This window comes from Bacillus sp. MAG717A (assembly GCF_036884855.1).
GTDB lineage: Bacteria > Bacillota > Bacilli > Bacillales > Bacillaceae > Bacillus > Bacillus safensis.
In genome coordinates this window covers 3,515,356-3,539,805 of record NZ_CP145733.1, presented here as the reverse complement: position 1 = coordinate 3,539,805, position 24,450 = coordinate 3,515,356, and the positions used below count along the sequence as shown (strand labels likewise).

At 42.0% G+C, this 24,450-nt stretch carries 19 protein-coding genes; all 19 read left to right on the top strand.

The features are described from left to right. Positions 1-40 precede the first annotated feature (40 nt). The 19 genes from tsf to V6Z54_RS18190 all read left to right on the top strand — a co-directional run bounded on the left by tsf (position 41) and on the right by V6Z54_RS18190 (position 24,441). Positions 41-922 (top strand): translation elongation factor Ts, encoded by an 882-nt coding sequence (gene tsf, locus V6Z54_RS18280; RefSeq protein ID WP_034281801.1) that lies wholly within the window; start codon positions 41-43, stop codon positions 920-922. A gap of 134 nt (positions 923-1,056) precedes the next feature. After that, positions 1,057-1,779, top strand: coding sequence for a UMP kinase (gene pyrH, locus V6Z54_RS18275; protein ID WP_008344767.1), 723 nt, complete (start codon positions 1,057-1,059; stop codon positions 1,777-1,779). 1 nt (position 1,780) lies between these two features. Next, positions 1,781-2,338, top strand: a complete 558-nt coding sequence (gene frr, locus V6Z54_RS18270) for a ribosome recycling factor (RefSeq protein WP_041084844.1) — start codon at positions 1,781-1,783, stop codon at positions 2,336-2,338. 129 nt (positions 2,339-2,467) lie between these two features. Then, positions 2,468-3,250: an isoprenyl transferase gene (locus V6Z54_RS18265; protein WP_039178577.1), complete on the top strand. Its 783-nt coding sequence runs from the start codon at positions 2,468-2,470 to the stop codon at positions 3,248-3,250. Positions 3,251-3,262: 12 nt separating this feature from the next. Further along, a complete protein-coding gene (locus V6Z54_RS18260; RefSeq protein ID WP_024424148.1) occupies positions 3,263-4,057 on the top strand; it encodes a phosphatidate cytidylyltransferase in 795 nt (264 codons plus the stop codon). A 39-nt stretch (positions 4,058-4,096) separates the two neighbouring features. Continuing rightward, the gene (dxr, locus tag V6Z54_RS18255) at positions 4,097-5,248 is read left to right on the top strand and encodes a 1-deoxy-D-xylulose-5-phosphate reductoisomerase (RefSeq protein WP_073979495.1); all 1,152 of its coding nucleotides are present in this window, start codon (positions 4,097-4,099) and stop codon (positions 5,246-5,248) included. A gap of 6 nt (positions 5,249-5,254) precedes the next feature. Then, entirely contained in the window at positions 5,255-6,520 is a 1,266-nt protein-coding gene (gene rseP / locus V6Z54_RS18250) for an RIP metalloprotease RseP (RefSeq protein WP_155761591.1), read from the top strand. An 80-nt stretch (positions 6,521-6,600) separates the two neighbouring features. Next, on the top strand, positions 6,601-8,298 hold the full coding sequence (locus tag V6Z54_RS18245) for a proline--tRNA ligase (protein ID WP_041084842.1): 1,698 nt from the start codon (positions 6,601-6,603) through the stop codon (positions 8,296-8,298). Between the two features lie 133 nt (positions 8,299-8,431). Continuing rightward, a complete protein-coding gene (locus tag V6Z54_RS18240) occupies positions 8,432-12,685 on the top strand; it encodes a PolC-type DNA polymerase III (RefSeq protein ID WP_235354813.1) in 4,254 nt (1,417 codons plus the stop codon). 418 nt (positions 12,686-13,103) lie between these two features. Next, positions 13,104-14,954, top strand: a complete 1,851-nt coding sequence (locus V6Z54_RS18235; RefSeq protein WP_041084840.1) for a glycoside hydrolase family 9 protein — start codon at positions 13,104-13,106, stop codon at positions 14,952-14,954. Between the two features lie 32 nt (positions 14,955-14,986). Next, positions 14,987-17,092: a glycoside hydrolase family 48 protein gene (locus tag V6Z54_RS18230; protein WP_047202176.1), complete on the top strand. Its 2,106-nt coding sequence runs from the start codon at positions 14,987-14,989 to the stop codon at positions 17,090-17,092. 91 nt (positions 17,093-17,183) lie between these two features. After that, positions 17,184-18,410, top strand: coding sequence for an endo-1,4-beta-xylanase (locus V6Z54_RS18225; protein WP_075611402.1), 1,227 nt, complete (start codon positions 17,184-17,186; stop codon positions 18,408-18,410). 27 nt (positions 18,411-18,437) lie between these two features. After that, positions 18,438-19,571, top strand: a complete 1,134-nt coding sequence (locus V6Z54_RS18220) for a cellulase family glycosylhydrolase (RefSeq protein WP_338527563.1) — start codon at positions 18,438-18,440, stop codon at positions 19,569-19,571. Positions 19,572-19,809: 238 nt separating this feature from the next. Then, positions 19,810-20,283, top strand: a complete 474-nt coding sequence (gene rimP, locus V6Z54_RS18215; RefSeq protein ID WP_003211398.1) for a ribosome maturation factor RimP — start codon at positions 19,810-19,812, stop codon at positions 20,281-20,283. Between the two features lie 32 nt (positions 20,284-20,315). Beyond that, positions 20,316-21,431 carry a transcription termination factor NusA gene (nusA, locus tag V6Z54_RS18210; RefSeq protein WP_024424140.1) on the top strand — a complete coding sequence of 372 codons (1,116 nt, stop codon included), beginning with the start codon at positions 20,316-20,318 and terminating at the stop codon, positions 21,429-21,431. A gap of 15 nt (positions 21,432-21,446) precedes the next feature. Beyond that, positions 21,447-21,731: a YlxR family protein gene (locus V6Z54_RS18205; protein ID WP_024424139.1), complete on the top strand. Its 285-nt coding sequence runs from the start codon at positions 21,447-21,449 to the stop codon at positions 21,729-21,731. After that, the gene (locus V6Z54_RS18200) at positions 21,724-22,026 is read left to right on the top strand and encodes a YlxQ family RNA-binding protein (protein WP_039178647.1); all 303 of its coding nucleotides are present in this window, start codon (positions 21,724-21,726) and stop codon (positions 22,024-22,026) included. The genes V6Z54_RS18205 and V6Z54_RS18200 overlap by 8 nt, the downstream gene beginning before the upstream one ends. Before the next feature lie 19 nt (positions 22,027-22,045). Next, on the top strand, positions 22,046-24,166 hold the full coding sequence (gene infB / locus V6Z54_RS18195) for a translation initiation factor IF-2 (RefSeq protein ID WP_041084836.1): 2,121 nt from the start codon (positions 22,046-22,048) through the stop codon (positions 24,164-24,166). Then, positions 24,163-24,441: a DUF503 domain-containing protein gene (locus tag V6Z54_RS18190; protein WP_024424137.1), complete on the top strand. Its 279-nt coding sequence runs from the start codon at positions 24,163-24,165 to the stop codon at positions 24,439-24,441. Before infB ends, V6Z54_RS18190 begins: the two co-directional genes overlap by 4 nt. The last annotated feature ends 9 nt before the right edge of the window (positions 24,442-24,450 follow it).

Here is a 24,450-nt window from a genome sequence, read left to right as displayed (position 1 = left end):
CTAGTAATCCGTGTTTTAACATAGAAGGAGGAAATGTAAAATGGCAATTACTGCTCAATTAGTTAAAGAACTGCGTCAAAAAACTGGTGCAGGTATGATGGACTGTAAAAAAGCGTTAACAGAAACTGATGGTGACATCGAGAAAGCAATCGACCTTCTAAGAGAAAAAGGAATCGCAAAAGCTGCGAAAAAAGCAGATCGTATTGCAGCAGAAGGATTAACTCTTATCAAAACTGACGGCAACACAGGCGTCATCCTAGAAGTGAATTCTGAGACTGATTTCGTTGCAAAAAACGAAGGATTCCAAGCACTTCTTAACGAACTTGCTGATCATTTGCTTGCTGCTAAACCTGCAACAATTGAAGAAGCTCATGCTTCTAAAATGGAAAACGGTTCAACAGTTGAAGAGCATATCACATCTGCAATTGCGAAAATCGGAGAAAAAATCACTCTACGCCGTTTCTCAGTCATCACAAAAGAAGATAATGCTGCATTCGGTTCTTACCTGCACATGGGCGGACGTATCGGTGTGTTAGCTGTTCTTAACGGAACAACTGACGAAGAGCTTGCAAGAGACATCGCAATGCACGTTGCAGCTGTAAACCCTAAATACATTTCTCGTGACCAAGTGTCAGAAGAAGAAGCAAACCGTGAGCGTGAAGTATTGACTCAGCAAGCGCTTCAAGAAGGAAAGCCTGAAAACATCGTAGCTAAAATGGTAGAAGGCCGTCTAAACAAATTCTTCGAAGAAATTTGCTTGCTTGACCAAGCGTTCGTTAAAAACCCAGATGAAAAAGTGAAACAAGTTGTAGCTGCGAAAAACGCAACTGTTCAAACTTATGTTCGCTATGAAGTGGGCGAAGGTATCGAAAAACGTCAAGACAACTTTGCTGAAGAAGTTATGAGCCAAGTGAAAAAATAATGTTTGAAAAGCTCTCTGGGGCTTTTTTAGGGAGCACAAGCACTGTGTTCCCTATTTTTTAGAGGATATTGATTTACAAAAGGCAGTTTCTTACGCATAATAAGAGACGGTATAGTATACACTTGGAGGTTATCATGAGCAAACCGAAATATAATCGCATTGTACTGAAGCTAAGTGGCGAAGCACTAGCGGGTGATGCTGGAAATGGAATTAACCCAACTGTCATTCAATCAATTGCAAAGCAAGTAAAGGAAATTGCAGAGCTTGATGTTGAAGTTGCAGTCGTTGTAGGCGGAGGAAACCTTTGGCGCGGAAAGACAGGCAGTGATCTAGGAATGGACCGTGCAACAGCAGACTACATGGGGATGCTGGCAACAGTGATGAACTCACTGGCGTTACAGGACAGCCTAGAAACGCTTGGCATTCAGTCTAGAGTGCAAACCTCTATCGAAATGAGACAGGTTGCAGAACCATACATAAGAAGAAAAGCGATCCGTCATCTTGAGAAGAAACGTGTTGTCATTTTTGCTGCTGGAACAGGTAACCCTTATTTCTCTACAGATACTACGGCAGCACTTCGTGCAGCAGAAATTGAAGCAGATGTCATTTTAATGGCGAAAAATAATGTAGATGGTGTCTACAGTGCTGATCCTCGTACAGATGCGGATGCAGTAAAATATGATAAGCTTTCATATCTTGATGTACTTAAAGAAGGGCTTGCTGTAATGGATTCTACTGCGTCCTCATTATGTATGGACAATGACATTCCATTAATTGTCTTCTCGATTATGGAAGAAGGAAATATTAAACGTGCCGTAAATGGCGAATCAATCGGAACGATCGTGAGGGGGAAATAACGTGTCAAAAGAAGTGTTGAACCAAACGAAAGAAAAAATGGAAAAAGCCGTACAAGCATACGGACGTGAGCTTGCAACTGTTCGTGCAGGCCGTGCAAATGCTTCACTGCTTGATAAAGTGACAGTTGATTATTACGGTGCACAAACACCTCTTAACCAAATTGCGTCAATCACAGTGCCAGAAGCACGTATGCTGATTATCACACCTTACGATAAAACAGCAATCGGTGATATCGAAAAAGCGATCCAAAAGTCTGATCTTGGCATCACGCCAACAAGTGACGGAAATGTGATCCGCATTGCGATTCCTGCGCTGACAGAAGAAAGACGTAAAGAGCTTGTGAAAGTAGTGAAAAAATACTCAGAAGAAGCAAAAGTAGCTGTTCGTAACGTTCGTCGTGATGCAAACGATGATTTGAAAAAGCTTGAGAAAAATGGGGAGATCACTGAAGATGAATTAAGATCATCGACAGAGGATGTTCAAAAATTGACAGATGAATATGTCGCTAAAATTGATGAAGTGACGAAAGATAAAGAAAAAGAAATCATGGAAGTTTAAGAAAAAACTATGTACAATAGATAATAGTGAAAAGACCCTCTTCATGTTTACAGGGGGTTTTTTTGTTAATACTGTTGATGACTATATTATTAGCGGGAACGCAACCTTTTTGGGTGATGGAGGAATCTCATGCTCAATATACTCAAAAATTGGAAGAATCAGCAAACAGCAGCTTCCAACTTAGAAAGCCTGACAAAAGAAGACATATTAAATGGAGAAATTCCTGAACATATCGCCATTATCATGGATGGGAACGGAAGATGGGCGAAAAAACGTGCTCTTCCACGGGTAGCAGGTCATCATGAAGGAATGAAAGTCGTCAAGCGCATGACAAAGCTTGCAAATGAGCTGAATGTCAAAGTGCTGACTTTGTATGCTTTCTCTACGGAAAATTGGAAACGTCCAAAACTAGAAGTAGACTTTTTAATGAAACTTCCTGAAGAATTTTTAAACATCTACCTGCCTGAACTCATCGAGGAAAATGTCCGTGTGCGTTTAACAGGTGATCCAGACGGCCTCCCGCAGCATACGAAAAAAGCGGTAGAGAATGCAGTAAAGAGTACGGCAAATAACGACGGACTCGTTTTGAACTTTGCGCTCAACTATGGGGGGCGCACAGAAATCGTCTCCGCATGCAGACAAATTTCTGAAATGGTCAAAGAAGGTAAGCTTCAAGCAGAAGACATCACAGAAGAGATGTTTTCAGCTTATTTAATGACAGAATCTCTTCAAGATCCGGATTTGCTCATTCGCACGAGTGGAGAAATTAGATTAAGCAACTTTATGCTTTGGCAAATTGCTTACAGCGAGTTTGTCTTTACGGATGTGCTTTGGCCTGACTTTTCTGATGAGCACCTTATAGGCGCTATTGGAGAGTACCAGCGCCGCGGCCGGAGGTTCGGTGGAATTTAGAGGGTGGTGCAGATGAAACAAAGAATTTTGACGGGTGTTTTGGCAGCTGCAGTCTTTTTACTTGCTGTTATATATGGACAGATGCCATTTACCCTGCTGATTTATTTAATGGGAAGTGTCGCTCTCTTTGAGCTTTTAAGAATGAAAAAGATCTCGATTTTCAGCTTTCCTGGTATTGTCAGCTTAATATTGCTTTGGCTTTTAATGGGCGGAGACAACAGCTTCTTCCCAAACGTGGACGCATCAAAAATGCAGATTGCTTTATTCGCAGTCTTAATACTTTTAACTTATACAGTTTTGAGCAAAAACTCTTTCACATTCGATGAGGTTGCTTTTGTTGTATTAGCCACATTATATATTGGCGTTAGTTTCTATTATTTTATCCAAATTAGAGGCTTATATGGCATGAGTGCGATCTTCTTCGCAGCAGTGATAATTTGGTCTACTGACTCAGGAGCCTACTTTATTGGGAAATCTATGGGGAAACGAAAGCTTTGGCCAGAAATCAGCCCAAACAAAACAGTAGAAGGATTTATCGGCGGAATCGTCACAGCGGTCGTGTTGTCACTTGTGTTTCAGGCGGTTACAGGATTTTTGCCATCATATCTGCTTGTGATGTTTATTACTCTTTTACTCAGTATCTTTGGACAGCTTGGCGACCTAGTGGAATCTGCTTTAAAGCGTCATTATCACGTGAAGGATTCAGGGACAATTCTCCCTGGCCATGGCGGGATTTTGGACAGGTTTGACAGCTTTTTATTCGTTCTGCCGTTTTTATACTTACTGCTCGCAACGTTTGCCAGCTAACCTCATAGAAACTTATTGAACGAGAGAAGGAGTGGCAATTTGAAATATATTTCGCTATTAGGCGCAACAGGATCAATTGGAGAACAAACGTTAGATGTGATCAGGCAGCACCCGGACAATTTTAAGCTGAAAGCCATGACCTTTGGCAGAAATATAGCAAAGGCGATTCCGATCATTGAGCGCTTTCAGCCTGAATTCGTCGGCTGTGTAGACGAGGAAACCTATCACATGCTAAAAAATCATTCATTTGCATACGGTGTGAAGCTGGCTGCTGGTCATGAAGCCAACATCGAGGCAGCGACCTATGATGCAGTGGACGTAGTGGTCAATGCACTTGTAGGAAGTGTTGGACTTGTTCCAACATTAAAGGCCATTGAACAAAAAAAGACAATTGCACTCGCAAATAAGGAAACACTTGTAACAGCTGGTCATATAGTAAAAGAGTACGCTAAAACATATGATGTACCTTTACTTCCTGTCGATAGTGAGCATTCCGCTATTTTTCAATGCCTGCAAGGTGAACAAGCTAAAAACATTGAACGCTTAATCGTGACAGCTTCAGGTGGTAGTTTCCGAGATAAAAAACGAACTGAACTTGAAGGTGTTACGGTTGAAGAAGCGCTGAACCACCCGAACTGGTCGATGGGAGCGAAAATCACCATTGATTCAGCGACGATGATGAATAAAGGGCTCGAGGTGATCGAGGCACATTGGCTGTTTGATATCCCTTATGAACAAATTGATGTGCTGCTACATAAAGAGAGCATTATCCATTCGATGGTGGAATTTCACGACAAAAGCGTCATGGCTCAGTTAGGGACACCTGACATGAGAGTGCCTATTCAATATGCACTCACATACCCTGACAGGGCGCCGTTACAAGAAGCGAAATCATTGAACCTTTGGGAGATTGGACAATTGAATTTCCAAAAAGCGGATTTTGACAGGTATCGCTGCTTACATTTTGCTTATGAATCAGGTAAAATAGGAGGGACAATGCCTGCTGTACTGAATGCAGCTAATGAAATGGCAGTCGATGCATTTCTAAAAGGCAAAGTAACGTTCCTGCAAATTGAAGAATTGATTGAAAAGGCACTAATTAGACATCATGTGATTTCAACGCCTAGTTTGCAAGATATCCATGAAGTGGACAAAGATACACGAGACTTTGTTCAATCAATCCTCACATAAGGTGGTATGTTCGTGAATACAGTGATTGCGTTTATTATTATTTTTGGAACGCTCGTTTTTTTCCACGAGCTTGGCCATTTAATTATGGCGCAGCGCGCGGGGATTTTATGCCGCGAGTTCGCAATTGGTTTTGGGCCGAAGATTTTCTCCTTTAAACGAAAAGAAACCGTTTATACCATTAGACTCCTCCCTATTGGCGGATTTGTGAAAATGGCTGGAGAAGACCCTGAAGTCATCGAAATTAAACCAGGTCATACAGTGGGGCTCTTATTCAATGAGCAAAATGAAGTAGAAAAGATCATTTTAAATGATAAAGAAAAATATCCTGATGCACTTGTCATCGAAGTTGAGCAGATCGATTTAGATCATGCCATGAGAATTTCGGGATACGAAGCTGGAAATGAAGATATTCTGACTGGCTACAATGTCAGTCAAACAAGCTTCTATATTGCAGATGGTGAAGAAATTCAAATCGCACCATACAATCGTCAATTTGGTTCAAAAACAGTTTGGCAGCGAATTAAAGCCATCGCAGCTGGGCCGATTATGAACTTTATTCTGGCGTATGTGATTTTGGTTGCTTTAGGTTTTATTCAAGGGGTAACCGTTGATGATCCTGTACTCGGTAAGCTGACGAAAGACGGCCGAGCGGCTGAAGCTGGACTGATGCAGGGAGATCACATCGTGTCCATTAACGGCGAGAAAATGAATTCTTGGACAGACGTCGTTCAAACAGTTCAAAAGAACCCTGAGAAAAAAATGAATGTCGTCATTGACCGAGACGGCAAAGAAAGCACTGTGCAGGTTGTACCAGAAGCTGTGAAAGCAGATGGAAAAAGCATTGGCCGTTTCGGATCATATCCGCCAACGGAAAATGGGTTTTTGAAAGTCATTTCATCTTCAGGAGCAACTGTCATTTCAACGGCAGGACTGATTTTAACGAACTTGCAAAAAATTGTCACAGGACAATTTTCACTAGATATGTTAGCAGGTCCTGTTGGAATTTATGACATGACAGGAGAAGTAGCCAAACAAGGTGTGTTAACATTAATGCAGTTTGCGGCGTTCCTCAGTATCAACCTAGGCATCGTGAATTTATTACCGATTCCTGCATTAGACGGAGGACGTTTACTATTCTTATTTGTTGAAGCCATTCGCGGTAAACCAATTAATCGTGAGAAAGAAGCACTTGTTGTCTTTATTGGTGTTGCTTTCCTCATGCTGTTAATGTTAGTGGTAACGTGGAATGACATCCAGCGGTTATTTTTATAAAAACCATTCTCTCTTGTTTCTCATTCCGGGAAACAAGAGTTTTTGTGAGAAGTCCTATTTCATAAATGAGGTGTAACGACATGAGACAATCCCTGACTTTCATTCCAACTCTTCGAGAGGTGCCGGCAGATGCTGAGGCAAAAAGCCATCAACTCTTAGTAAGAGCTGGGTTTATTAGACAAAATACAAGTGGAATCTATCATTATCTGCCGCTTGCACATAAAGTCATTCAGCATATTCAATCCATCGTCCGCAAGGAAATGGAAAAAGCAGGCGCAGCTGAGCTGTTAATGCCAGTGCTTCAGCAGGCAGAAATGTGGCAGGAGTCAGGCAGATGGTATACATACGGTCCAGAACTGATGCGTATGAAGGACCGCCATGGCCGCGAATTTGCGCTTGGTCCAACCCACGAAGAAGTGATTACATCACTCGTACGCAGTGAAGTAAAATCGTATAAGAAGCTTCCATTAACTCTTTATCAAATTCAATCAAAATTCCGTGATGAACAGAGACCACGTTTTGGGCTGCTGCGCGGACGTGAATTTATTATGAAGGATGCATACTCATTCCATTCTTCATCAGAAAGCCTTGACGAGACATATAACAAAATGTTTACAGCTTACTCTAATGTGTTCACAAAAGTAGGTCTCAATTTTAGACCAGTCATTGCAGATTCTGGGGCAATGGGCGGAAAAGATACACATGAATTCATGGCACTCTCAGAGGTCGGAGAGGATACCATCGCTTATTCTGATACTTCCTCATATGCTGCGAACATTGAAATGGCTGAGGCTGTATATCACGGAGAAGAAGCAAATCCTGCGGACTTCAAAGAGCTTGAAAAAGTCCACACACCGCAAGCGAAAACAATCCAAGATGTGGCTGGATTTTTAGAAGTTGATCCTTCTGCATGCATGAAATCTGTTTTGTTTAAAGCAGATGATGCGTATGTTCTCATCCTTACTAGAGGCGATCATGAAGTAAATGATGTGAAAGTGAAAAACTTAGTAGGAGCACAGCTTGTCGAACTAGCATCACGCGAAGAAGTGCTAGAAGTCATTGGAACTGAGCCTGGATTTGTTGGACCTGTTAAACTGGAAGCAGAAGTCGATATTTATGCGGACCTTGCTGTGAAGGGAATGACAAATGCAGTCGCTGGTGCAAACGAAGCGGATTATCACTATGTCAATGTCAACCCTGCACGTGATGTGTCAGTGAAAGAATTCACAGATCTTCGCTTGATTCAAGAAGGAGATGTTTCTCCAGACGGGGAAGGCACCATCCAGTTTGCAAAAGGGATTGAAGTAGGACAAGTCTTTAAACTCGGCACTCGTTATTCTGAGTCAATGGATGCAACGTACCTTGATGAGAATGGACGGGCGCAGCCAATGATTATGGGCTGCTATGGCATCGGCATCTCTAGAACTCTTTCAGCGATTGTTGAACAGCATCATGATGAGAAAGGAATCATTTGGCCGGAAACAGTGGCACCATATGACCTTCACCTCCTTGCATTAAATATGAAAAACGATGCGCAAAAAGAACTGGCTGAAACGTTGTACGAGCGCTTAGAAGATGAAGGCTTTGACGTACTTTTCGATGACCGCCAGGAGCGTGCAGGAGTGAAATTTGCAGACAGTGATTTAATTGGACTGCCAATTCGCATTAGCTGCGGTAAACGTTCAGAAGAAGGTATTGTTGAAGTGAAGTTTAGAAAATCAGGTGAATCACATGAAGTATCTGTTGATGATCTGATTTCATTTATACGCCAAGCATAAAACGAACAAAAAAATGAAGGTACCTCCTGTAGAAAAGAGGTACCTTTCTGATTGACAAAAGGAGGGTCCTGTCTTGGATGAACAATTACCGATCACACGGCGGCAATTTCATATATTACTCAATCAGATTCAAATGACAGATGATGACCTCAGTCGTTACTTTGAAGAAGGGGAAATCGTCAAATTGACGGTGCACAAAGCGACGAAAACATGGCATTTCCTTTTTAAATTTAAGGCTCTTTTGCCTTACAAAGTATACGCCATGTTTCTCAGCAGATTGACTAATGCATTTTCTCATATTGCACAAATTACTTGTACGATTGAAGTAAGTGATCCGCACATCTCTGAAGAACTCGTGCAATCGTACTGGTCACATTGTGTGGAAGAACTTCAAGGAATTTCTCCCCCAATCATCAGTTTGCTTCAGCAGCAAAAGCCATCGCTGTCTGGTCATAAAATCATCATTAAAACGAAAAGCGAAACAGAGGCACTCGCTATTAAGAAGAAGTACAGCCCGATGCTCCAGGCCGCATTTAAACAAGTAGGTTTTCCAGAGCTGCAATTCGATACAGAAATTTTTGTATCAGATCAAGAGATTCAGAAGTTCAGAGAACAAAAGCTTGCTGAAGATCAAGAAAGAGCCATGCAAGCCCTCACTGAGATGGAGAAGAAAGAAAGTGAGGAGCAGGATGAAGCTCCATCAGGCCCTCTGATGATTGGCTATCAAATCAAAGACAATGAAGAAATTCGTACGCTTGACAGTATCATGGACGAGGAAAGAAGAATCACCGTTCAAGGCTACGTATTCGATGCAGAAACGCGTGAGCTGAAAAGCGGGAGAACGCTTTGTATCTTTAAGATCACTGATTATACAAATAGTATATTGATCAAAATGTTTGCAAGAGAAAAAGAAGATGCTCAGCTGATGAAATCATTGAAAAAAGGCATGTGGGTGAAAGCAAGAGGAAGCATTCAAAATGATACGTTTGTCAGAGATCTTGTCATGATCGCTAATGATGTCAATGAAATGAAACCGCAGCTGAAAGAAGATACAGCACCTGAGGGTGAAAAGCGTGTGGAGCTTCATTTACATTCACCTATGAGCCAAATGGATGCTGTCACTGGCATCGGCAGGCTTGTTGAACAAGCAAAAAAATGGGGACATGAAGCCATTGCTCTGACAGATCATGCCGTTGTACAATCCTTCCCGGATGCGTATGCAGCAAGTAAAAAGCATGGCATCAAAATGATGTACGGTGTGGAAATCAATTTAGTGGACGACGGGGTACCGATTGCGTATAACCCAGAGCACCGCTTGTTAGAGGATGCGACATATGTCGTATTTGACGTAGAGACAACTGGACTTTCAGCCGTTTATGACACGATCATTGAGCTGGCAGCAGTGAAAATCAAAGGCGGGGAAATCATTGACCGCTTTGAGGCGTTTGCAAATCCCCATCACCCGTTATCAGCGACAACCATCGAATTAACAGGTATCACCGATGATATGGTGAGAGATGCACCAGATGTCGTCGACGTCGTACGGGATTTCAAAGAATGGATTGGACAAGATATTCTTGTTGCGCACAATGCGAGTTTTGATATGGGCTTTTTAAATGCAGCGTATAAACGCCTCTTAAAAACAGATAAAGCGTCAAACCCTGTCATTGATACACTTGAACTTGGCCGTTTCCTTTACCCAGAATTTAAAAATCACCGGCTGAACACCCTCTGTAAAAAGTTTGATATTGAACTAACGCAGCATCACCGAGCGATTTATGATGCAGAGGCGACAGGCTATCTCATGCTGAAGATGCTAAAAGATGCGGCTGAAAAAGAGATTGCCTATCACGATCAATTGAATGAAAACATGGGGCAGTCGAATGCTTACCAGCGCTCACGTCCTTACCATGCAACTTTGATTGCTCAAAATGAGACAGGTCTTAAGAATTTATTTAAGCTTGTTTCACTTTCTCATATTCATTATTTCTACCGGGTTCCGCGTATTCCGCGCTCACAGCTTGAGAAATATCGAGAAGGTTTAATTGTTGGGTCTGCTTGTGATAAGGGTGAGGTATTTGAAGGAATGATGCAAAAGTCACCTGATGAGGTGGAAGACATTGCAGCATTTTATGACTATTTAGAGGTACATCCGCCAGAAGTGTATCAGCACCTGCTACAGCTTGAGCTAGTTCGAGATGAACGTGCGTTAAAAGAAATCATCACAAACATTGTCAAACTTGGCGAAAAGCTGAATAAACCAGTTGTGGCGACTGGGAATGTACATTACCTGCATCCAGAAGACAAAATTTATCGTAAAATCTTAATTTCATCACAGGGTGGAGCGAATCCGCTGAACCGACATGAACTGCCAAAAGTTCATTTTAGAACGACAGATGAAATGCTCGAAGCGTTCTCCTTCCTAGGAGACGAAAAAGCGAAAGAGATCGTCGTAACAAATACGCAAAAAGTATCTGAGATGGTCGAAAGCATTAAACCTATCAAAGATGATCTTTACACACCAAAAATTGAAGGTGCAGATGAAGAAATACGGGAAATGAGCTATCAAATGGCGCGCAGTATCTACGGAGATGACCTGCCGAAAATCGTAGAAGACCGCATTGAGAAAGAATTAAAAAGTATTATCGGTCATGGTTTCGCCGTTATATACTTAATCTCTCATAAGCTCGTAAAAAAATCACTTGATGATGGATATCTTGTTGGTTCAAGGGGATCTGTCGGCTCATCTCTTGTTGCGACATTAACAGAGATTACTGAAGTAAATCCACTTGCACCTCATTATGTATGCCCAAGCTGTAAGCACTCTGAGTTCTTTAATGACGGATCTGTTGGTTCAGGCTTTGACCTTCCAGATAAAGACTGTCCTGAATGTGGTACGCCGTATAAAAAAGACGGACATGATATTCCGTTTGAAACGTTCTTAGGTTTTAAAGGAGACAAAGTACCTGATATTGACTTGAACTTCTCAGGTGAATATCAGCCGATAGCGCATAACTATACGAAAGAATTGTTCGGTGAAGAGTATGTATACCGAGCAGGTACGATTGGAACCGTTGCAGAAAAAACAGCATATGGTTACGTAAAAGGCTATGCAGGAGATCATAACCTTCATATGAGAGGCGCTGAAATCGACCGACTTGTACAAGGTTGTACAGGGGTAAAACGGACAACAGGCCAGCATCCAGGCGGGATTATCGTTGTGCCGGATTATATGGATATTTACGATTTCTCACCTATTCAATACCCAGCAGATGCGACAGGTTCTGATTGGAAGACGACACATTTTGATTTCCATTCGATTCACGATAACTTGCTCAAGCTGGATATTCTTGGGCACGATGATCCAACGGTCATTCGTATGCTTCAAGATTTGAGCGGAATCGATCCAAAAACGATTCCAACAGATGACCCTGAAGTCATGAAGATTTTCCAAGGAACAGAGCCTCTAGGTGTAACAGAAGAGCAAATTGGCTGTAAAACAGGTACACTCGGTATCCCGGAATTTGGGACAAGATTTGTTCGGCAAATGCTAGAGGATACAAAACCAACGACCTTCTCAGAGCTTGTTCAGATTTCTGGACTATCACATGGTACGGATGTATGGCTCGGAAACGCGCAAGAGCTCATTCACAATAAAACGTGTGAACTAAGTGAAGTCATTGGGTGTCGTGATGATATTATGGTCTATCTCATCTATCAAGGCTTAGAGCCGTCACTTGCCTTTAAAATCATGGAATCTGTTCGTAAAGGAAAGGGACTTCCTCCTGAATGGGAAGAAGAAATGAAGAATAATAATGTACCAAACTGGTATATTGATTCTTGTAAAAAAATCAAATACATGTTCCCTAAAGCCCACGCGGCTGCTTATGTATTGATGGCTGTTCGTATTGCTTATTTCAAGGTGCATCATGCACTCCTGTACTATGCGGCTTACTTTACCGTTCGTGCGGATGACTTTGATATTGAAACGATGACAAAAGGATCGAATGCGATTCGAGCCGTTATGGACGATATTAATTCAAAAGGTTTAGATGCATCACCGAAAGAAAAGAACCTATTAACTGTACTAGAGCTTGCCCTTGAAATGTGCGAAAGAGGCTACCATTTCAAAAAAGTTGACCTCTATCGCTCAAGTGCAACAGAGTTTATCATTGATGGAGACGGACTAATTCCACCATTCAACTCGATCCCTGGACTCGGAACAAACGTTGCGTTAAATATTGTTCGCGCGCGGCAAGATGGGGAATTCCTCTCAAAAGAAGATTTACAAAAACGCGGAAAAGTGTCGAAAACCATCCTTGAGTATTTAGATCGTCAAGGCTGTTTAGAAGCACTTCCTGATCAAAACCAGCTTTCTTTATTTTAATTTGAAGAGCGCCCTAAAAGGGCGTTCTTTTTTATATCTACAATAATTTTATTATGTTAACTAATAAAGATTTCTCATCAACTGGAATTATTTTCTTATTCGTTCATATATCTTGATTTAGCGTGATGTTTTAAGAGAAGAGATTGTATGTCATTCTTTCTACCCAAATAGAGCTCAAAAGAGAATTTCGCCGTCTGAAATGTTCTCAAGCGACATATGATCATTCTGGGTACAGTCAGAAGGAGAATCAAGAGAAAACCTTCGATGAGCGTAAGGCTGATTGCTGTTTACTATGCTTATTTTTGAAACATATTTGATTCTTTTCAAAACTGTACAGATCACGAAACGAAGTATCAAAAGGAGGCGGTGCGTCTATTGATCAATGTTTCACTAAAAAGAAGGGGTGAGCAATAAAGAAATGGCATCTTACAACTATGTAGAGGTTTTACAAAAATCCATGCTTTTTTATGAAGCGCAGCGGTCAGGCCGGCTTCCGGAAAACAATCGTCTTAACTGGCGGGGAGATTCTGGACTAGAGGACGGGAAGGATGTTGGGCATGACTTAACTGGCGGCTGGTATGATGCAGGAGATCATGTGAAATTTGGACTTCCGATGGCTTATTCAGCAGCCGTGCTTGCATGGACAGTATATGAATACCGAGAAGCTTATGAAGAGGCGGAACTGCTTGATGAGATACTAGATCAAATCAAGTGGGCAACGGATTATTTCTTGAAAGCACATACAGGGCCGAATGAATTTTGGGCGCAAGTAGGTGATGGAAACGCCGATCATGCTTGGTGGGGGCCAGCAGAAGTGATGCCGATGAACCGGCCAGCTTTTAAAATTGATGAACATTGTCCTGGAACAGAAGTAGCTGCACAAACTGCGGCGGCTTTAGCAGCAGGTTCTATCATTTTTAAAGAAACAGATGCGCCTTATGCGGCAAAGCTTTTGACGCACGCCAAACAGCTATATGCATTTGCTGACAGGTATCGCGGCAAATATACAGATTGTGTTACCAATGCGCAGCCATTTTACAACTCCTGGAGCGGCTATGTTGACGAACTTATTTGGGGCGGAATCTGGCTGTACTTGGCGACAAATGAAGAAACTTATTTAAACCAAGCATTAAAAGCGGTAGAGGAATGGCCGAAGGATTGGGATTATACGTTTACCATGTCATGGGACAATACTTTTTTTGCTTCACAAATCTTACTTGCAAGAATCACGAAAGAGAACAGATTTATAGAATCGACTGAGCGGAATCTTGATTACTGGACCACAGGTCTTGTTGAAAATGGAAAAGTAGAAAGAATCACCTATACGCCTGGCGGTTTGGCATGGCTTGATCAATGGGGTTCACTTCGTTATGCCGCAAATGCAGCATTTTTAGCCTTTGTTTATGCTGATTGGGTATCTGATCAAGAAAAGAAGAATCGATACCAATCGTTTGCGATCAAGCAAACTCACTATATGTTAGGTGATAATCCGCTGAATAGAAGCTACGTTGTTGGGTTTGGCCAGAATCCGCCGAAGCACCCGCATCATCGTACTGCACATGGCTCATGGTCTAACCAACTGACAAACCCTCCAAATCACCGGCACACACTTTATGGAGCGCTTGTTGGAGGTCCTAATGCACAGGATCAATATGACGATGACATCTCTGATTATATATCAAACGAAGTGGCGACTGATTATAATGCCGCCTTTACTGGAAATATCGCAAAAATGGTGCAGCTCTTTGGTCAAGGCCAATCAAAGCTGCCAAATTTCCCGCCTAAAGAACAGGTGGAGGATGAGTTTTTTGTAGAGGCAGCTGTGATGCATAACGATACAACATCTACTCAAGTGAAAGCAGTGCTGTACAACAGGTCCGGCTGGCCGGCAAGAACCAGTCAAACACTCTCCTTCAGATATTACGTTAATCTGAGCGAGGTCTTTGCAAATGGATTGACTGAAAAGGATATTCAAGTGACAGCAGCCTACAATGAAGGCGCTTCCTTATCGCCTTTAAAGGTATATGACGCATCAGCTCGCGTCTATTTTGCAGAAATCGATTTTACCGGCGTAGCTATTTCTCCTAGAGGTGAATCTGAGCATAAGAAGGAAATACAATTTCGATTATCTGCTCCAAATGGATCGAATATATGGGATGCCTCAAATGATTATTCCTATCAAGGATTAACATCCACTATGCAAAAAACAACGAAGATTCCTGTCTTTGACGATGGTGCTTTAGTATTTGGCACACTTCCAGACAAATAAAAATCAACGATTTTATTGAAAGGGTGAAGGACTTGTCAAATAAAGAACGGTTTTTAACGCTTTATCATCAAATCAAAAGCGATGCGAATGGATATTTTTCACCAGAAGGAATTCCGTATCATTCAATCGAGACGCTCATTTGTGAAGCGCCTGATTACGGACATATGACAACTTCGGAAGCGTATAGCTATTGGCTATGGCTTGAGGTGCTGTACGGACATTACACAGGGGATTGGAGCAAATTAGAGGCAGCTTGGGACAATATGGAGAAGTACATCATCCCAGTCAATGAAGATGGGCATGATGAGCAGCCGCATATGAATGCTTATAATCCGTCCAGTCCAGCCACATATGCAGCAGAGAAACCATTTCCGGATCAATACCCAAGCCAATTAACCGGTGCCCGTCCTGCTGGTCAAGATCCAATTGATGGTGAATTAAAATCAACCTATGGATCGAATGAAACGTATTTAATGCACTGGCTCCTTGACGTAGATAACTGGTATGGCTATGGGAACTTGCTCAACCCATCACATACAGCCGCATATGTGAACACATTCCAGCGTGGTCCACAGGAATCTGTATGGGAGTCCATCCCTCATCCATCACAAGACGATAAATCTTTTGGTAAGCCGAATGAAGGCTTTATGAGCTTGTTCACAAAAGAAAATCAAGCTCCAGCTGCTCAGTGGCGTTATACGAATGCAACAGATGCTGATGCACGTGCGATACAAGCGATGTATTGGGCGAAGGAGCTCGGCTATAATCAGTCAGCTTATCTTGATAAAGCGAAAAAAATGGGGGATTTCCTTCGTTACGGCATGTACGATAAATATTTTCAAACGATTGGAAGCGGGAAGCAGGGGAATCCGTATCCTGGAAACGGAAAGGGTGCCTGTCATTACTTAATGGCTTGGTATACCTCTTGGGGCGGAGGACTTGGGGAGTATGCAAACTGGTCATGGCGTATTGGAGCGAGCCATTGTCATCAGGGATATCAAAATCCTGTCGCTGCTTATGCTTTATCCTCAGATAAAGGAGGCTTAAAGCCATCTTCTGCTACCGGGGCAAGCGATTGGGAAAAAACTTTAAAGAGACAGCTTGAATTTTACGTATGGCTTCAATCGAAAGAAGGAGCCATAGCAGGAGGCGCAACCAATAGCTGGAATGGAGACTATAGCGCTTATCCGGCGGGAAGAAGTACTTTTTACGATATGGCATATGAAGATGCGCCTGTTTACCTTGATCCACCATCAAATAACTGGTTTGGAATGCAGGCGTGGCCAATGGAGCGCGTAGCAGAGCTTTATTATATTTTTGTCAAAGATGGCGACAAAACATCTGAAAATGTCCAAATGGCCAAATCTGCCATAACAAAATGGGTCAACTATGCATTAGATTACATTTTTATCGGCAGCCGTCCTGTGTCGGATGAAGAGGGTTATTTCTTAGATGAGCAAGGACAGAGAATTCTAGGAGGAACAAATGTTTCGGTTGCTACAACAAGTGCGCCTGGAGAGTTTTGGCTACCTGGAAATATTGCTTGGAGCGGACAGCCTGATACTTGGAATGGATTCCAGTCTGCAACAGGAAATCCAAATTTAACAGCTGTCACAAAAGATCCAACTCAGGATACAGGCGTATTAGGGAGTCTTGCCAAAGCTTTGATTTTCTTTGCTGCAGCCACAAAGCTGGAAACAGGTGATTATACAGCGCTTGGTGCAAGAGCGAAAGATGCAGCCGCGCAGCTTCTAGAGGTTGCATGGAATTACAATGATGGCGTCGGCATAGTGACCGAGGAAGATAGAGAAGACTATGACCGTTTCTTTAGAAAAGAAGTGTATTTTCCAAATGGATGGAACGGGACATTTGGTCAAGGAAATCAGATTCCTGGAGCCAGCACCGTTCCTTCTGATCCGCAGCGAGGAGGGAATGGGGTCTATACGAGTTTTGCTGACCTTCGTCCGAAGATTAAACAAGATCCAGCGTGGTCTTCACTCGAAAGTAAATATCAGTCTTCATTTAATGAAGCTACAGGCAAATGGGAGAATGGCGCACCAGTTTTCACTTATCACCGCTTCTGGTCTCAAGTGGATATGGCCACTGCCTATGCTGAATATCATCGTCTGATCAACTAAGAGGTTAAAGGTCAAATTCAAGCTGTCGGCATCTAGCCGGCAGTTTGAATAGAAAATATCAAGAATCCAATGAAAATAAGGGTGATTTTACATGGTCAAAGAAAGAAGTTTTCTTCATCATTCATTCAATAGGGGCGAAAATGGACAGGATAATCTGTTGTGGAAAAAAGAGGCGGATGATCGAATCTCAGAGCATAGACAAAGAGATCTTGTGATCAACGTAACAAACGGCGATAAAAAGCCAATAGCAGGCATAGAGGTTGAAATTAAGCAAATCAGGCATGAATTCGCTTTTGGTTCAGCAATGAATGACCAAGTGTTATTTAATCAACAATATGCTGATTTTTTCGTGAAGTATTTTAATTGGGCTGTTTTTGAAAATGAGGCAAAATGGTATGCGAATGAGCCACAAAGGGGGAGAATCACCTACGAAAAAGCAGATGCGATGCTGAATTTTGCAGATCGACATCAGCTTCCAGTGAGGGGGCACGCTTTGTTTTGGGAGGTAGAGGATGCGAATCCAAGCTGGCTGAGGTCACTGCCGAATCACGAAGTATATGAAGCCATGAAAAATCGGCTTGAGCATGCGGGCAATCACTTTAAGGGGAAATTCCGTCATTGGGATGTAAACAATGAAATGATGCATGGTTCATTTTTTAAAGATCGCTTTGGGAAAAATATTTGGAAGTGGATGTATGAAGAAACGAAAAAAATTGACCCTCAAGCACTATTGTTTGTAAATGATTATAATGTGATCTCATATGGTGAACATCATGCCTATAAAGCGCATATCAATGAACTGCGTCAGTTAGGCGCACCTATTGAGGCGATTGGAGTTCAAGGCCATTTTGAAGAACGGGTCGATCCAGTCATTGTCAAAGAGAGACTCGATGTGCTTGCTGAGCTTGGTCTTCCAATATGGGTTACAGAGTACGACTCTGTTCACCCTGATCCTAATAGAAGAGCGGATAACCTGGAAGCTTTATATCGCGTCGCATTTAGTCATCCAGCCGTAAAAGGAGTACTGATGTGGGGATTTTGGGCAGGTGCCCATTGGAGAGGTGAAAATGCAGCCATCGTGAATTATGATTGGTCTTTAAATGAAGCAGGAAGACGTTATGAAAAGCTTCTAAATGAATGGACGACCCAAAGAGTTGAAAAAACAGATGCTAATGGCCATGTGAGATGTTCAGCATTTCACGGAACATATGAGATTCGAATCGGTAAAGAAAGTAAAATGTTGAAACAGCAAACGATTGAACTTGATTCAAATGAACAAGCACCGCTTCAACTAGATGTGATCCTACCTCAAGAATGATAGAGATAGATTGTGAGGAGAATATAAATGAAAAAGTGGGCTCAAAGAGTGTCTTGCTTCATACTTGTGGCCGCTATATGGTCCGGCTGGTTTTCACTTACGATTAAAGCCGCCGCTTATGTGCAGACGTCTGGTACACAATTTACGCTGAACAATCAACCATTTTACTTCGCCGGCACAAATAATTACTATTTCCATTACAAATCTAAAAAGATGGTAGATGCTGTGTTCGATGATATGAAGGCAATGAATTTTAAGGTCATACGGATTTGGGGCTTTCACGACGGGGCCCCTCAAGAAAACTCAGTCTTACAATCTAGTCCAGGGGTCTATGAAGAATCGGGTTTTCAAAAACTAGATTATGCCATTTATAAAGCTGGACAGGAAGGAATAAAGCTTGTCATCCCACTAGTGAATAATTGGGATGACTTTGGCGGTATGAATCAATATGTGAAGTGGTTCGGGGCAGGATCGCATGATGCCTTTTATACAGATCCTCGTATTCAAAAAGCTTACAAAAATTATGTCCGCTATGTATTAGAAAGGACCAATACGTATACAGGTGTTCAATATAAAGACGATCCAGCTATTATGACGTGGGAATTAGCCAACGAGCCGCGGATGCAGTCAGATCCAACCGGAAATGTACTAGTCAAATGGGCAGATGAAATGAGTACATGGATCAAATCGCTTGATCGTCACCATCTTGTTGCAGTAGGAGATGAAGGATTCTTTCGTATACCAGGACATGAAGATTGGTTTTACGGAGGAGGGGAAGGTGTCGATTGGGACCGTTTAACATCTCTTCCTAGTATCGATTATGGAACCTATCATCTGTACCCAGATCACTGGAACAAGTCTGCTGTCTGGGGAGTGAAATGGATCGAAGACCATATCACCCGCGGAAATTCAATTGGAAAACCAGTTGTGCTAGAAGAGTTTGGCTACCAAAATCAATCAGCTCGTCCCGACGTATATCAAAGCTGGCTGTCAGCGGTAGAGCGGCTTGGAGGTGCTGGCAGTCAATTTTGGATTTTAACAAGCATTCAGGACGATGACTCGCTCTATCCCGATTATGACGGATTCCGCATCATAAAAGGGAGCAGGGAGGCAGCACTTATCAGTGAACATGCGAAAAGAATGAATGAAAAAAACCGATGATGAATGCCTGCTGAATAAGGAACTTCATTTGCATAAAAAAATTGGATATGGTATAGTTTTTATGGAAATGCTAACGATTACCGAGACAAGAGTGGGGAAACCCGCTCTTTTGTATTGAACAGGCAATTTTTGTCTCGACATTATTCATCCGTTTTCTGCTCCCCCTGCTCACATAAAGCAGGGTTTTTATGCAGAATGATTGATAAGAGCGTTTATCGAAAGCACAAGGAGGAAGAGAATGAGCAAAAAAGTAGTGGATGTCGTAAGCGAAATGGTGCAGCCAATTTTAGATGGCTTACAGCTTGAACTCGTTGATGTTGAATTTGTCAAAGAGGGTCAAAACTGGTTCCTTCGCGTGTTTATTGACTCTGATAAAGGTGTCGATATCGAAGAGTGTGCCAAAGTGAGCGAAGCCTTGAGCGAAAAGCTTGATGAGGCAGATCCGATTAGCCAAAACTACTTTCTTGAAGTATCCTCTCCTGGAGCGGAGCGCCCATTAAAGAAAAAAGCTGATTTTGAAAAAGCACTTGGAAAAAATGTTTTCATGAAAACATATGAACCAATTGATGGTGAAAAAGCATTTGAAGGTGAGCTTACAAGCTTTGATGGTGAGATTGCAACAGTGACAGTGAAGATCAAGACAAGAAAGAAAGAGATCAATATTCCATACGAAAAAATAGCTAACGCAAGATTAGCAGTTTCGTTCAATTAACCTTTTCATTGATATAAGGGGGAACCATAAAAATGAGTAGTGAGTTGTTAGATGCCCTGACTGTTCTTGAGAAAGAGAAGGGTATTAGTAAAGAAATTATAATTGAAGCGATAGAAGCTGCACTCATTTCTGCATATAAGCGTAATTTTAATCAAGCACAAAATGTTCGTGTTGATTTAAACCGCGAAACGGGAACGATTCGTGTGTTCGCAAGAAAAGATGTTGTAGATGAAGTGTATGATTCTCGCCTTGAAATCTCTGTAGATGATGCAGCCAATATTAACCCGAATTACATGGTGGGCGACGTCGTTGAGATTGAAGTCACACCAAAAGACTTCGGACGCATTGCAGCTCAGACAGCGAAACAAGTTGTGACGCAGCGTGTGAGAGAAGCAGAGCGTGGTGTGATCTACACTGAGTTCATCGACCGCGAGGAAGACATTATGACGGGAATCGTTCAGCGAATTGACAGTAAATTCATTTACGTGTCACTTGGCAAAATCGAAGCCCTTCTTCCTGTCAATGAACAAATGCCAAATGAAGAATATAAACCACATGACCGCATTAAAGTGTTCATTACAAAAGTAGAAAAAACAACAAAAGGACCACAAATTTATGTGTCTAGAACACATCCAGGTCTTTTAAAGCGTTTATTTGAAATTGAAGTACCAGAAATTTATGATGGTACTGTAGAGCTTAAATCGGTTGCTAGAGAAGCTGGGGACCGTTCTAAAATATCTGTTCGTACAGATGATCCTGATGTTGATCCAGTTGGCTCCTGTGTTGGACCAAAAGGCCAGCGTGTACAAGCAATTGTCAATGAGCTAAAAGGCGAAAAAATTGATATTGTCCATTGGTCTAATGACCCGGTTGAATTTGTTGCCAATGCGCTGAGTCCATCAAAAGTACTTGATGTCATTGTGAATGAAGAAGACAAGGCGACAACAGTCATTGTCCCTGATTATCAGTTGTCATTAGCGATTGGTAAAAGAGGTCAAAATGCTCGTCTTGCAGCAAAGCTGACCAGCTGGAAAATCGACATTAAAAGCGAAACAGATGCAAGGGAACTCGGTATTTTCCCAAGAACTGAAGACTCTGAATCTCTTTTCTTAGAGGCTGAACCAGTAGCTGAGGAATCTGACGAATAAGAGGTGATATAAAAGGTGAAAAGCCGAAAAAAAATCCCGCTTAGAAAATGCGTCGTGACGGGAGAAATGAAACCAAAGAAAGAACTGATCCGGGTTGTTCGTTCGAAAGAAGGAGAAGTGTCTGTTGACGCTACCGGAAAAATGAACGGACGCGGAGCTTACCTTTCTCTCGATAAAGAAACCATTCTTGCGGCAAAGAACAAACGCAGTTTACAGCAGCAATTTCAGACACAGATTGACGAACACATATTTGAAGAATTACTAGAACTAGCTGAAAAGGTGAAAAAACCTAATGAATGAATCTGAATGGTATCCTTTGCTTGGTCTAGCAAATCGAGCTCGTAAAGTCGTGTCAGGAGAAGATCTGGTGATCAAAGAAATTAGACATGCGCGTGCTAAGCTGGTTCTTCTTGCAGCAGATGCCTCACCAAACACAGAAAAAAAGGTATCTGACAAATGCAAATTTTATAATGTTCCGGTTAGAAAAGTTGAAGACCGTTCCGTTCTCGGACGTTCTATTGGGAAAGAAGCTCGCGTAGTTGTCGCTGTCACTGACCAAGGCTTCGCTAAGAAGCTCATAAGCTTGCTCGATTAATTTATTTGGGGGTGAACGAATGGCTAAAGTGAGAGTATATGAATACGCAAAAGCCATAGATGTTTCAAGTAAAGATATTATAGCAGCGCTTAAGGATATGAACGTGGAAGTGAACAACCACATGGCGACGCTTGAAGACGACACTGTGAAAAAGCTAGACGCTATCTATAAAAAAGCCAAAGCAAAAGAGACAACTAACGAGAAACCCGCAGAACAAAAAAAACAATCATCTAACAAAAACAATGATAGAAAGAAGAATGACGTGCAGAATAATCAATTTAATAAAAACAAAAAAAACAACAACCAAAATAAAAACAAAAATAAACGCGGTGGAAATAACAAACCGCAGCATCAGCAAGCTAGACCTGTGAAGCCTAAAAAAGAGCTTCCTGAAAAAATTGAATTTACAAATTCAATGACCGTCGGCCAGCTGGCTGATGAGCTTGGAAAAGAAACAGCTGAAATCATCAAAAAGCTGATGATGCTTGGTGTCATGGCAACGATCAACCAAGAACTTGATAAAGATACAGTTGAATTAATCGCTTCTGAATATGGTGTTCCAGTAGAGGAAGTCATTATTTTAGAAGAAACTGAACTTGAAAAGTATGAAGTTGAAGATAAAGAAGAAGATATGCAAGTACGCCCTCCAGTTGTAACGATCATGGGACACGTTGACCACGGGAAAACAACACTTCTTGACAGCATTCGTAAGACAAAAGTCGTCGAAGGCGAAGCAGGTGGAATCACGCAGCATATCGGTGCATACCAAATCGAAGAAAACGGCAAAAAAATTACGTTCCTTGATACACCTGGACACGCAGCATTTACAACGATGCGTGCACGTGGTGCCGAAGTAACGGATACGACAATTCTGGTTGTTGCAGCAGATGATGGTGTCATGCCTCAAACAATTGAAGCGATTAACCATGCGAAAGCGGCAGAAGTGCCAATCATTGTCGCTGTCAATAAAATTGACAAACCAACAGCAAACCCTGACCGCGTGATGCAGGAATTAACTGAGCATGGTCTTGTACCAGAAGCTTGGGGCGGCGAAACGATCTTTGTTCCGCTATCTGCGAAAACAGGTGAAGGCATTGATGAATTGATCGAAATGATCCTTCTTGTCAGCGAAGTAGCAGAATTGAAAGCCAACCCAAATCGTGCGGCAAAAGGGACTGTTATCGAGGCTGAGCTTGATAAAGGAAGAGGTTCTGTTGCAACCCTTCTTGTTCAAACAGGTACACTTCATGTAGGTGACCCAATCGTCGTCGGAAATACATTTGGCCGTGTACGTGCAATGGTCAATGATATCGGCCGCCGCGTGAAAACAGCAGGACCATCTACACCTGTTGAAATCACTGGTTTAAACGATGTACCAAATGCAGGGGATCAGTTCCTCGTATTCAAAGATGAAAAAACAGCTCGTCAAGTCGGTGAGGCGCGTGCTTCTAAGCAGCTGGACGAACAGCGTTCAGACAAAGCAAAATTATCTCTAGACGACCTATTTGAGCAAATCAAACAAGGTGACGTAAAAGATATCAACTTGATCGTGAAAGCAGACGTACAAGGCTCTGCTGAAGCATTAACAGCAGCTCTTCAAAAAATTGAAGTCGAAGGCGTAAAAGTGAAAATCATCCATACGGGTGTTGGAGCGATTACAGAATCAGATATCATTTTAGCAAGTGCTTCTAATGCCATCGTGATTGGCTTTAACGTACGTCCTGATGGAAATGCGAAGAGCACAGCTGAGACTGAAAACGTTGATATCCGCTTGCACCGCATTATCTATAAAGTCATCGATGAAATTGAAGCTGCGATGAAAGGGATGCTTGACCCTGAATATGAAGAAAAAGTCATCGGTCAAGTTGAAGTTCGTCAAACGTTCAAAGTATCTAAAATCGGTACAATTGCGGGTGGCTATGTGACTGAAGGAACGATTACAAGAGATAGCGGAATCCGCTTAATCCGTGACGGCGTCGTTATTTTCGAAGGCGAAGTTGACGTGTTAAAACGATTTAAAGATGATGTGAAAGAAGTTTCACAAGGCTATGAATGTGGTATTACCATTAAGAAATACAATGATATCCGTGAAGGTGATGTCATGGAATCATTCGTTATGCAAGAAATCGAAAGAAAATGATCGGTTATACCGAATGTGAGTGCATGATCTATGATGCATCCTCACTGAAGGAAAAGCGTGCGGTTCTTCAGCGTATATTGACAAGAACGCGTCATAAATTCAATGTAACCATTGCTGAAATGGATTACCAGGATACATGGCAGCGTACATCAATTGGAATCGCCGTGATTTCCTCATCTCGGGTTCAAGTGGAAAAGGAGCTTCAGCGTGTATTAAGCTTTATCGATTCTTTTCCTGAAATTGAACGAACGATCACGAAAACTGAGTGGTTTTAATTAGAGGTG

Excerpts from the sequence above, each read along its gene's own strand:
- nusA (WP_024424140.1), top strand. The coding sequence starts at position 20,316 with ATGAGTAGTGAGTTGTTAGATGCCCTGACTGTTCTTGAGAAAGAGAAG.
- V6Z54_RS18260 (WP_024424148.1), top strand. The coding sequence starts at position 3,263 with ATGAAACAAAGAATTTTGACGGGTGTTTTGGCAGCTGCAGTCTTTTTA.
- infB (WP_041084836.1), top strand. The coding sequence starts at position 22,046 with ATGGCTAAAGTGAGAGTATATGAATACGCAAAAGCCATAGATGTTTCA.
- rseP (WP_155761591.1), top strand. The coding sequence starts at position 5,255 with ATGTTCGTGAATACAGTGATTGCGTTTATTATTATTTTTGGAACGCTC.
- V6Z54_RS18225 (WP_075611402.1), top strand. The coding sequence starts at position 17,184 with ATGGTCAAAGAAAGAAGTTTTCTTCATCATTCATTCAATAGGGGCGAA.
- tsf (WP_034281801.1), top strand. The coding sequence starts at position 41 with ATGGCAATTACTGCTCAATTAGTTAAAGAACTGCGTCAAAAAACTGGT.
- V6Z54_RS18220 (WP_338527563.1), top strand. The coding sequence starts at position 18,438 with ATGAAAAAGTGGGCTCAAAGAGTGTCTTGCTTCATACTTGTGGCCGCT.
- V6Z54_RS18245 (WP_041084842.1), top strand. The coding sequence starts at position 6,601 with ATGAGACAATCCCTGACTTTCATTCCAACTCTTCGAGAGGTGCCGGCA.
- V6Z54_RS18235 (WP_041084840.1), top strand. The coding sequence starts at position 13,104 with ATGGCATCTTACAACTATGTAGAGGTTTTACAAAAATCCATGCTTTTT.
- V6Z54_RS18200 (WP_039178647.1), top strand. The coding sequence starts at position 21,724 with ATGAATGAATCTGAATGGTATCCTTTGCTTGGTCTAGCAAATCGAGCT.
- rimP (WP_003211398.1), top strand. The coding sequence starts at position 19,810 with ATGAGCAAAAAAGTAGTGGATGTCGTAAGCGAAATGGTGCAGCCAATT.
- V6Z54_RS18240 (WP_235354813.1), top strand. The coding sequence starts at position 8,432 with ATGACAGATGATGACCTCAGTCGTTACTTTGAAGAAGGGGAAATCGTC.
- V6Z54_RS18265 (WP_039178577.1), top strand. The coding sequence starts at position 2,468 with ATGCTCAATATACTCAAAAATTGGAAGAATCAGCAAACAGCAGCTTCC.
- pyrH (WP_008344767.1), top strand. The coding sequence starts at position 1,057 with ATGAGCAAACCGAAATATAATCGCATTGTACTGAAGCTAAGTGGCGAA.
- V6Z54_RS18190 (WP_024424137.1), top strand. The coding sequence starts at position 24,163 with ATGATCGGTTATACCGAATGTGAGTGCATGATCTATGATGCATCCTCA.